Below are 9852 nucleotides of genomic sequence, written 5' to 3'. Positions count from 1 at the left end.
TTACGCCCTCGCCCGGATTCGACTTCACCGGGCGCTTCGGCCGCCTGAGTACGGGTTTATCCTAACGCGGAGTGTTGTGCGGGTCCAGTTGATCGGAGGCGGCTAATGGGTGCCCCTAATGTTCCAAACCGGGGAGGGCCTGGCCCTCCCCATTTTTACCTGCCCGATTCTTGCGCGCTGATTTTCCGCATCCTGGTGCGGTATTGACAACACGCCGCTCCCGCCTGACCGGCTGTATCTTCACGTAAGAAATCCCTCTATTTGCGCATGGGTGAAGTCTAACGCCGGTAAGTTGCGTCCCCCGAGACCTATCGTGTTATATAGGACGAGGAATTCCACGCCCGCCTACTTGACGGATGTACCAACGAGCCGGAAGCACTGCGCCCACCCGGGCTGCGGCAGGAGCGAATGGATGTCGAAAATGCACGAAAAAAACACATGGAAAACACTACTGTGTAAGTTCCTGATTCTTTCATTCCTACTTGTATACGCGGCGGTTCCCGCCAGGGCCGCTCCTCCCGAAACTACCCCGACCGTGTCGGCCGTTGTCGCCGAAGCCTGTCCCTGTTCGAGAAACTCCTCCGGAGAGGCTTGGAAAAACCATGGCCAGTATGTCGCCTGTGTCAGCCACGCGCTGCAGCAGCTTACCCAACAGGAAGATTACTCCCGGAGAGAAGTTCAGGCGACGACGGTAGAGGCGGCCCGTTCGGAGTGCGGTAAAGAGACGGCCGCCGAGCAGACGGTGCCGGTTACCATCGCTGCCTTCTACGAGAGTCTGGAGGCGCCGGCCCAGGCGGGTGCACAGGTCTATGTGGACGGGGCGCAGGTCGGCGAGACCGACGCGGCCGGCCAACTGGTCATCGACCTACCGGTCGGAGGTGACTACGCGATTCGCGTCGTCGAGCCGGCGCTGGTTGCCGGGCAGACGCAACTGGCGGTACCGGCCGATGCCACGTACCCTTACCGGGTCGATATCGTCATGGACAGTGAGGAACAGCTGCTGGAGCCCGCCTTGCTCGTGAGCCAGGACATCACGGGACCCATCCTGCCGGTCGACACATCGGTGCTCCGGGTCGGCTTTGTCGATGATTCCGGCGGGGCGCGGCCCCTGGTGGACAAGGGCTATGTGGACCTGGTGCCCCTCAAGCAGCCGGACGCAAAGCGTGAGGTTACCGGCGCGTTTACGCTCAATGCCGAGGGCGCTCTGGAGCTGACGGACGCCAATGCCTTCCGGTCGGCTCTGTATGCAATGGGCCTGAGTGAAGTCGCACTGCGGGTCTCGTCGGCCAGGGACGCCGCGAACCGTATTTACGGCGGCGAACTGCGCTTTTACGTGGGCCGCTATTTGGTAACGGGACACCTCAATGCGCCTCCCTCCAATCCGGATCTGCCCCTGGCGGGCCTCACGGTCACGGCCACCTATCTGCCCGATCCGGTATGTGAAACTTGAGGCGACCACCGATGCCACCGGCGGGTACTCCTTCTCGTTCCTCCCCGCGGGGAACTGGGAATTCCGGGCAGCCGTGCAAGAGCAGAGGACCTACTACAACGGCGTGGCGGCGGCTGCGGTGAACCAGGACAGGAATAGCGTGTCGGGAACCACTAGCCCTGTCCATTCCCGTTTGCATGTGTACTTAAGCGGGTTAGGCTGCCATGGAATAGAGGGCGATTCCGCTCAAGGCGTCGACGAGACTAATTTCGATGTACCCAGTAGTACGGTTCGCGGTGAAGGTGCATTACCGCAAGGATTATCAGTTCGTGATTGCTTTCGTCGTGGTGGTAAATAACCCCATACGGGAACCGACGAACAAGGCACCGGCGAACACTCTTTTCAATAAACGGCTACATCTCAGGACGTGCGTGGTTCGCTCTATCGCCGCATACACTTCGGCAGCGAATTGATACCCAAGTGTCATTTCTCGCTCCTCGTAGTAATCGATGGCGAGCCGAAACTCCACTAGGGCCTCTGGATGGAACGAATACTGCATCAAGAGAACCGTTTCCAGATATCTTCAAAGACTTCTTCTCCTGATACCGGCTTGACCGTACCCGATTGGATCTCTTCCAACCGTCGCTTGGCCACTTCCGCCCACTTCTTATCGATTTCCGATTCTGGTGGCGCGCACGCTCTTCCACAGGAAGTGAATCGATTTCTCCTGAAGAACTCCCCCCCCCGCTGTCATTGCGAGGAGCCCCAGCGACGAAGTAATCTGGTACTTGGCACTTCGAGATAGCTTCGTCGCTGAGGCTCCTCGCTATGACAAGAGGGAAGTTCGTCATTGATTCGGGGCCGCGCAGCGGCGGGGGCGGCTCGCAATGACAGCTAAGAGTTCGTCATCGATTCGGGGCCGCGCAGCGGCGGGGGCGGCTCGCAACAAATCTTCGGTTTTCATGTCACCTTCTTCGCAGAGAGTTGATTCAAGTATGTCCAAGTTTACCGCTGGATGAGCCTTTGTGCCTGCCCGCAATTGAATACCTGGACATTCACTCCAAGCCATTGCCATGCTCGCCCTTCTTTCGCGCACTACTGTACTGCGGGTCACCAGACCTGCAAGTAACGCGTGTGCGTCGACCTACCGCATCGGAAACCCACTCTTTTGCCGCCCGGCGGCCTGCGTCCAACTTGACCTCTATCGGAAGATGCGCAAGCATTATGCGCATCATTCTTGCATCTGGTGACGGGCATGCGAACGGCATATGACACGAATGCACCGAAGAAAGCCACCAATCTGAGCGTGAATGCCGATCTGCTCAGGCGGGCGAGGGAGCTCGGCCTTAACCTTTCGCAAGTGTTTGAAGAACACCTCGCCGGAGCCGTGCGCAGGGAGAGCGAGCGCCAATGGCGGGAGGAGAACCGGGAGGCATTCGAAGAGTACAATCGACGCGTAGAGGCGCGGGGTAGTTTTGGAGACCAGGCCCGGCGCTTCTGATGGTGCAGTTTGCCGTTTATCGTGGGTTAGACACCAGAGTCGTGGCGCCGCTCGTCCGCCTGGGGGCGTTTGGGCGACCGATTTCGGTGTTGAATCCGGTATTCACAATTGAAAGTAACGAGGTCGTCCTCTCCACGGCAGAACTGGCGGGGGTATCGACAGCCGTTCTGGGGCCTTACGTGACCTCACTCTCGGAGAAGCGCGATGAAGTCATCGCCGCGCTCGATCTGCTTTTTACCGGCTTTTGAGTGCACGGAACAGCCCTGCCTCCCTTCTTTGGCGATTAGCCACTCCCACCTGTGAGAGCCGATTCAGGCGTGCCGACCTTTCAATGCTCGAAATGATTTTACTCTGACACTCTGACCCTAATGTTCCACCTCCTCATCTTTACCTGCCCGATTCTTGCGCGCGGCCACCGACCCTATGCCGTCCGTCATTCCGCGACCCTCTGCCGTTATTCCCGTGACCCTCTGCCGTTATTCCCGTGACCCTCTGCCGTTATTCCCGTGACCCTCTGCCGTTATTCCCGTGACTCTCTGCCGTCATTCTCGCGACCTTCTGCTGTCATTCCGCGACCCTCTGCTGTCGTTCCCGCGACCCTCTGCGTTATTCCCATGACTCTCTGCCGTCATTCCCGCGACCCTCTGCCGTCATTCCCGCGAAGGCGGGAATCCAGCACCCCCGACACTTTGGAACCCCGCACTCGTCCACACGGGCCGCGACGCTCAAACGACCACCAAACGAATGTCCATTGATTCCCTGTTCCAGAACGGCTTAGTGTGTTCCTTGTTTTCCATATTCCGAATGCCCCGGCGTACTACTTCCGCTGGATGCGGGAATTCACACGGAAAGGGAAGCCCATGCAACCTGCTGTTTACATCCTTGCCAGCCGGCGCAACGGCACGCTCTACGTCGGCGTCACCAGCGACCTCGTTAAACGCGTTTGGGAGCACAGGAACAATGGGTCCGAAGGGGTCGGCGCGATTGTGCGCGAGAAGCGGCTCAAAAAATGAAATCGTGCCTGGAAGTTGGCGTTGATCGAGAAAGACAATCCCGAGTGGCGGGATCTTTATCCCGATATTGCCGTTTAAGGCACAATAGCCGATCACGGTTTGGCGGTGGTTGCCTGATCGGGGTGACCTCTGGATTCCCGCCTTCGCGGGAATGACGGCAAGGGGTCGCGGGTTGACGTTTGTGGCAGGACGCTGCCGGGGAAGCCTGGGTTCCGGGGGGTGCCTGGATTCCCGCCTTCGCGGGAATGACGGCAGAGGGTCGCGGGTTGACGTTTGTGGCAGGACGCTGCCAGGGAAGTCTGGATTCCGGGGGGCGCCTGGATTCCCGCCTTCGCGGGAATGACGGCAGAGGGTCGCGGGATGCGTTGTTTGAACGAGAACATCGCGCGATAAGCGAACGTCGAAGACGGTGCACCGGTCGGTTTTTGGAAGGGCCGCGACAAGCGAAATCGGTGCAAATTTGTAAAAGGTTCGGGTTATATCAATATCATGCGTATCGCTTTTGGGGTTGAGTACGACGGCAGCCGTTACTGCGGCTGGCAGTTGCAGAAACACGAGGTTCCGACCGTCCAGGGGGCGGTGGAGAAGGCGCTGTCGAAGGTGGCCGATTCGCCGGTACGGGTGCATTGTGCCGGGCGGACGGATACCGGGGTGCACGCTACGGAGCAGGTGATTCATATCGATACCGAGGTGGAGCGGGAGGAGCGCGCCTGGGTGTTCGGCGGCAACGCCAATCTGCCCAAGGATGTCGCAATTCTGTGGATGAAACCGGTCCCGGACGATTTCCATGCGCGGTTTTCGGCGGTGCGGCGCAGTTACCGTTACGTGATTTTCAACCGCGCGGTGCGCCCCACCTTCCTTCAGCACCGGGTCAGCTGGGCGTGTCGGCCGCTGGATGAGAGCCGGATGGCCGAAGCGGCCCGCCACCTGCTCGGCGAACACGACTTTTCCTCCTACCGTGCCGTTGCCTGCCAGGCGAAAAGCCCGGTGCGGACGCTGCACCGGCTCGATGTCTCCCGGGAGGGGCGCTTCATCTTTCTGGATCTCGAGGCCGACGGCTTCCTGCATCATATGGTGCGAAATATCGCCGGTGTGCTGATGGCCATCGGCAGCGGCGAACAGGAGCCGGGCTGGACCAAAGAGGTGCTGGAGGCGCGGGATCGCACCCTGGGCGGTGTTACCGCACCGCCCCACGGGCTCTACCTGACCGGTGTGGGGTATCCCGAGCGTTTTGGTCTGCCGTCGCTTTCGCAGGAAAGCGTGGTCTGGTAATCTGCCGGGTTCCGGGTGTTGTGTTCAAACCGCTAACGGCTGTTGAAAAACTCCCTCTCCCTGAGGGAGAGGGCCGGGGTGAGGGGACTCAATAAGGTAAGTTACTGATTTTGTACCCCCCTCATCCTAACCTTCTCCCTCAGGGAGAAGGGACAAAAAACTTTTTTAACAGTCTGTTAAGAGCGCGAAGTAAAAGATAAAGGTTTTTGCCCGACACCGATTCGGTCGGCGTGCAGGCGCAATGGTTTGTTTTGAAAGGTATCTTTGTGACCTTGGCGCTCTTTGCGGTTAATCAATCATCCAGGGCTCGGCCATGAGGCGTACCCGCGTCAAGATATGCGGAATTACCCGCTCCGATGACGCCCGTGTGGCGGTGGAGGCGGGGGCCGATGCCATCGGACTGGTGTTCTATCCGCGCAGTCCGCGGGTGGTGACGGCCGAGCAGGCGGCGGCGATTGTCGCCACGCTGCCGCCCTTTGTGACGGCGGTGGGGCTGTTTGTGGATGCCGAGCGCAAGGATATCGATGCGGTGCTGGAGCGGGTGCCGCTGGATCTCCTGCAGTTTCACGGCAGTGAGACGCCGGAGAGCTGCGAGTCCTTGGGTCGCCGGTATATCAAGGCCGTGAGGATGCGTTCCGACATCGACCTGCGGGAGATGGCGGAGCGCTATGCCTCCGCCGACGGGTTGCTGCTGGATGCCTATCAAGAGGGTGTGCCCGGCGGAACGGGGGAGCGGTTCGATTGGGATCGAATTCCCGATGACTTGAACCTGCCCGTGGTGCTGGCCGGTGGGTTGGCGCCGGGAAACATTACGGATGCGGTCCGCAGCGTGCGGCCCTTCGCCGTCGACGTCAGCAGTGGCGTCGAGGCAGACAAAGGTATCAAGGACGCGGCGAAGATCGCCGCGTTCATGCGAGGAGTACGGCGTGCAGAGAGCGACTGAAAACGATTCCACGAAGCTGCCCGACGAGCGGGGCCATTTCGGCCCGTACGGCGGCCGTTTCGTATCCGAGACCCTGATGGGGCCCCTCGAGGAGCTGCGCGAGGCCTACGAGCGCTATATCGAGGATCCCGAGTTCCAGGCGGAACTGGACGAGGACCTGCAGCAGTTCGTTGGCCGGCCCACGCCGCTCTATTTTGCCGAGCGCTGGACCCGCAAGCTGGGCGGTGCGCGCATCTATTTGAAGCGTGAAGACCTGAACCATACCGGCGCCCACAAGGTGAACAACACCATCGGCCAGGCGCTGCTCGCCAAACGCATGGGCAAGACCCGCATCATCGCCGAAACCGGGGCGGGGCAGCACGGCGTTGCCACCGCGACGGTGGCCGCCCGGCTGGGTTTGGAGTGCGTGGTCTACATGGGGTCGGAGGATATCCGGCGCCAGGCGATCAATGTCTATCGCATGCGCCTGCTGGGTGCGAGAGTGGTGGCGGTGGAGTCCGGCTCGAAGACGCTGAAGGATGCCCTCAACGAGGCGATGCGTGACTGGGTCACCAACATCGACGACACCTTCTATATCATCGGCACGGTAGCGGGACCGCACCCCTATCCCGCCATGGTGCGCGACTTCCAGGCGATCATCGGCCGCGAGGCTCGCGAGCAGATCCAGGCGCAGGAGGGACGGCTTCCCGATGCGCTGGTGGCCTGCGTGGGCGGCGGTTCCAACGCCATCGGCCTGTTCTATCCGTTTATTGATGATGCCTCCGTCGCCATGTACGGCGTCGAAGCCGCCGGTGACGGTCTGGAGTCCGGTCGCCACGCCGCTCCGCTCTGCGCGGGCCGCCCCGGCGTGCTGCACGGCAACCGCACCTACCTGATGGAGGACGCGGACGGACAGATCATCGAGACCCACTCGGTTTCGGCGGGGCTGGACTATCCGGGCGTCGGTCCGGAACACGCCTGGCTCAAGGATTCCGGTCGCGCCAACTACGTCGCGATCACCGACGACGAAGCCCTGGCCGCTTTTCATGAATTGACCCTTACCGAAGGCATCATGCCGGCGCTGGAGTCGAGTCATGCCCTTGCCTATGCCATGAAGCTCGCTCCCGAACTCGGCCCCGACAAGGTCATCATCGTGAATCTCTCCGGGCGTGGCGACAAGGATATCCATACGGTCGCGGAGCGGGAGGGCATCACAGTATGAGTCGAATCGCTACCCGTTTCGCCTCTCTTCGAGAGGCCGGCCGCAAGGCGCTGATCCCGTTTGTTACCGCCGGTGATCCGAATCCCGAAGTCACGGTTCCGCTGATGCATGCCCTGGTGAAAGGCGGGGCGGACATCATCGAACTGGGCGTGCCGTTTTCCGATCCGATGGCGGATGGTCCGGTTATCCAGCGCGCCAGCGAACGCGCCCTCATGCATCACGTCAATCTGAAGGCGGTGTTCGACATGGTGCGCCGTTTCCGTGAGGACGACGCCGAGACCCCCGTGGTGCTGATGGGCTATCTGAATCCCATCGAGGTGATGGGTTACGAGGTCTTTGCCGAAGCCGCGGCCGCTGCCGGCGTGGATGGCGTATTAACGGTCGACCTGCCCCCCGAAGAGGCTGATGATTTCGTTACTGCCGCCCGCCGGTTTGACCTCGATCCCATTTATCTGGTGGCACCCAATACGGGTGATGCCCGCATCGATCGCATCGCCCATGTGGCCAGCGGGTTCATCTATTACGTCTCGGTGAAGGGCATCACCGGTGCGGCGAATCTGGATGCTGCAGCGGTCTCCGACCGATTGGCCGCCATCCGCGCCCACACGGATCTGCCGGTCGGTGTGGGGTTCGGCATCAAGGATGGCGCCACGGCGGCCGAGGTGGCCAAAGTAGCTGACGCGGTTATTGTCGGCAGCGCGCTGGTCGGTCGCATCGAGACGTTGGCGGATACACCCGGGCGCATCCCCGAAGCACTTGGCGGCTTTCTCGCTGAGTTGCGCGGCGCGATGGATGAAGCAACTACGAAATGAAGCCACAGAGGGCACAGAGAGCACAGAGATGAATGGCACTTAACTCAAGGGTGATCCGTCCGTAGGAGCGGCGGCAGCCGCGATCCAAGCGATGAGATTGCCCATCGGTTTTCGCGGCTTCCGCCGCTCCTACAGGTGCCTGGGGCGTTAAGTAAGTGCCATTCGGCACAGAGATTTATTACACGTACTCATGTTGCGAAGCCAAAAACGGCATGGATTCGAACTGTGTGGCTAAACGAAAAAACCATTCTCGCCAAATGAGCGGGGGAAGAATGCAATGAGCTGGTTAAAAAAATTTTTGCCTTCCCAGATTCGCACCGAAGGTGGAGCGAAACGAAAGAGCGTGCCCGAAGGCTTGTGGGCCAAATGTCCGGGCTGCAATTCCGTCCTTTACCGGGCCGAGCTGGAACGCAACCTGGATGTGTGTCCCAAGTGTGATCACCACATGCGCATCAGCGCACGACGACGGCTTGAGGCGTTTCTGGACGAAGAGCCCCGGGTGGAGATCGGCGATGACCTTCATCCGGTGGATGCGCTTCGGTTCCGTGATAGCAAGAAATACAAGGATCGCCTCTCCCAGGCACAAAAGAACACCGGTGAGAGTGATGCCCTGGTGGCGATGATGGGACAGGTGAACACGATTCCTCTGGTCGCCGTGGCCTTCGAGTTTAAATTCATGGGCGGCTCCATGGGTTCGGTGGTCGGCGAGCGGTTCGTCAGGGCGGTCGATGCCTGCCTGGAGAATGAGCTTCCGCTGGTCTGTTTTTCAGCCAGTGGCGGCGCGCGCATGCAGGAGGCGCTTTTCTCACTCATGCAGATGGCCAAAACCTCGGCAGCTTTGGCTCGGATGAGCAAAAGGGGTCTCCCCTTCGTTTCGGTCATGACCGACCCGACCATGGGCGGGGTTTCCGCCAGCCTCGCCATGCTGGGGGATGTGAATATCGGCGAACCGGGCGCCTTGATCGGCTTTGCCGGTCCTCGCGTCATCGAACAGACCGTGCGGGAGACCCTGCCCGAAGGCTTCCAACGGAGTGAATTCCTGCTCGAACACGGCGCCCTGGATCTGATCGTCGATCGTCGCCAAATGCGCGAAAAGATTGCTTCCGTGCTCGCCATGTTCACCGGCCAGCCGACACCGGTACCGGTTATGGCACTGGAAACGAATAGTCATTGAGACTACGTAACTACTCACCCTCTCCGTCATTCCCGCGTAGGCGGGAATCCAGAGAACAGCAATATGGCTCAAAATGGATCCCCGCCTACCCCCCGCCTGCGGGGGGTGACAGGGATGACGGATTTCCTGGGCCGTGCGCGCTCACCCGGGCGAGCAGTTACGAGAATACAAAGATTATTTACGCGTGGGCCTCACAGTAGGAGTCTGTCCGGGAATAGCGATCGTTGCGAGCCGCCCCCGCCGCTTCGCAGCCCCGAATCAGTAACGAACATTTAGCCGTCATTGCGAGCCGTGCCCCTAGCTGCGCTGGGCCGAATCAATGACGAACATTTAGCCGTCATTGCGAGCCGTACCCGCCGGCGCGCGGCCCCGAATCAATGACGAACTGTTAGCTGTCATTGCGAGCCGTACCCGCCGGCGCGCGGCCCCGAATCAATGACGAACTGTTAGCTGTCATTGCGAGCCGTACCCGCCGGCGCGCGGCCCCGAATCAATGACGAACTGTTA

General features: G+C 60.5%; 9 protein-coding genes and 2 pseudogenes. 9 read left to right on the top strand and 2 right to left on the bottom strand.

Annotated elements, in window-relative coordinates:
• The first annotated feature begins 535 nt into the window (after window positions 1-535).
• Window positions 536-1450 carry a hypothetical protein gene (locus Q7L05_RS15745; RefSeq protein ID WP_303908897.1) on the top strand — a complete coding sequence of 305 codons (915 nt, stop codon included), beginning with the start codon at window positions 536-538 and terminating at the stop codon, window positions 1448-1450.
• A 242-nt stretch (window positions 1451-1692) separates the two neighbouring features.
• On the opposite strand, the pseudogene Q7L05_RS17465 reads toward Q7L05_RS15745, so the two are convergent.
• Together Q7L05_RS17465 and Q7L05_RS15740 are read right to left on the bottom strand one after the other, a co-directional pair.
• Window positions 1693-1988 (bottom strand): annotated as a pseudogene (locus Q7L05_RS17465) (type II toxin-antitoxin system RelE/ParE family toxin).
• Window positions 1988-2083: an addiction module protein gene (locus Q7L05_RS15740; protein WP_303908894.1), complete on the bottom strand. Its 96-nt coding sequence runs from the start codon at window positions 2081-2083 to the stop codon at window positions 1988-1990. The pseudogene Q7L05_RS17465 and the gene Q7L05_RS15740 overlap by 1 nt, the downstream one beginning before the upstream one ends.
• 601 nt (window positions 2084-2684) lie before the next feature.
• On the opposite strand from Q7L05_RS15740, the gene Q7L05_RS15735 reads away from it, so the two are divergent.
• From Q7L05_RS15735 to accD, 8 genes and pseudogenes are all read left to right on the top strand, one after another.
• A complete protein-coding gene (locus tag Q7L05_RS15735; RefSeq protein ID WP_303908891.1) occupies window positions 2685-2930 on the top strand; it encodes a type II toxin-antitoxin system CcdA family antitoxin in 246 nt (81 codons plus the stop codon).
• On the top strand, window positions 2930-3178 hold the full coding sequence (locus tag Q7L05_RS15730; RefSeq protein ID WP_303908888.1) for a CcdB family protein: 249 nt from the start codon (window positions 2930-2932) through the stop codon (window positions 3176-3178). Before Q7L05_RS15735 ends, Q7L05_RS15730 begins: the two co-directional genes overlap by 1 nt.
• Before the next feature lie 612 nt (window positions 3179-3790).
• Window positions 3791-4021, top strand: a pseudogene (locus tag Q7L05_RS15725) (GIY-YIG nuclease family protein).
• A 411-nt stretch (window positions 4022-4432) separates the two neighbouring features.
• A complete protein-coding gene (truA, locus tag Q7L05_RS15720; RefSeq protein WP_303908884.1) occupies window positions 4433-5215 on the top strand; it encodes a tRNA pseudouridine(38-40) synthase TruA in 783 nt (260 codons plus the stop codon).
• Window positions 5216-5528: 313 nt separating this feature from the next.
• Window positions 5529-6158, top strand: coding sequence for a phosphoribosylanthranilate isomerase (locus tag Q7L05_RS15715; RefSeq protein WP_303908881.1), 630 nt, complete (start codon window positions 5529-5531; stop codon window positions 6156-6158).
• Window positions 6142-7359, top strand: coding sequence for a tryptophan synthase subunit beta (gene trpB, locus Q7L05_RS15710; RefSeq protein ID WP_303908878.1), 1218 nt, complete (start codon window positions 6142-6144; stop codon window positions 7357-7359). The genes Q7L05_RS15715 and trpB overlap by 17 nt, the downstream gene beginning before the upstream one ends.
• Window positions 7356-8171 carry a tryptophan synthase subunit alpha gene (gene trpA / locus Q7L05_RS15705; RefSeq protein ID WP_303908875.1) on the top strand — a complete coding sequence of 272 codons (816 nt, stop codon included), beginning with the start codon at window positions 7356-7358 and terminating at the stop codon, window positions 8169-8171. Before trpB ends, trpA begins: the two co-directional genes overlap by 4 nt.
• Before the next feature lie 277 nt (window positions 8172-8448).
• Complete coding sequence (gene accD, locus Q7L05_RS15700; RefSeq protein WP_303908872.1) at window positions 8449-9345, top strand: acetyl-CoA carboxylase, carboxyltransferase subunit beta; 897 nt, start codon at window positions 8449-8451, stop codon at window positions 9343-9345.
• Window positions 9346-9852: the final 507 nt, after the last annotated feature.

Origin of the sequence: Thiohalomonas denitrificans (assembly GCF_016841685.1) — a bacterium.
In the GTDB taxonomy this organism is placed as follows: Bacteria; Pseudomonadota; Gammaproteobacteria; order Thiohalomonadales; family Thiohalomonadaceae; genus Thiohalomonas; species Thiohalomonas denitrificans_A.
The sequence above is the reverse complement of the archived record's forward strand: the minus strand, read 5'-3'. Positions and strand labels throughout refer to the sequence as shown.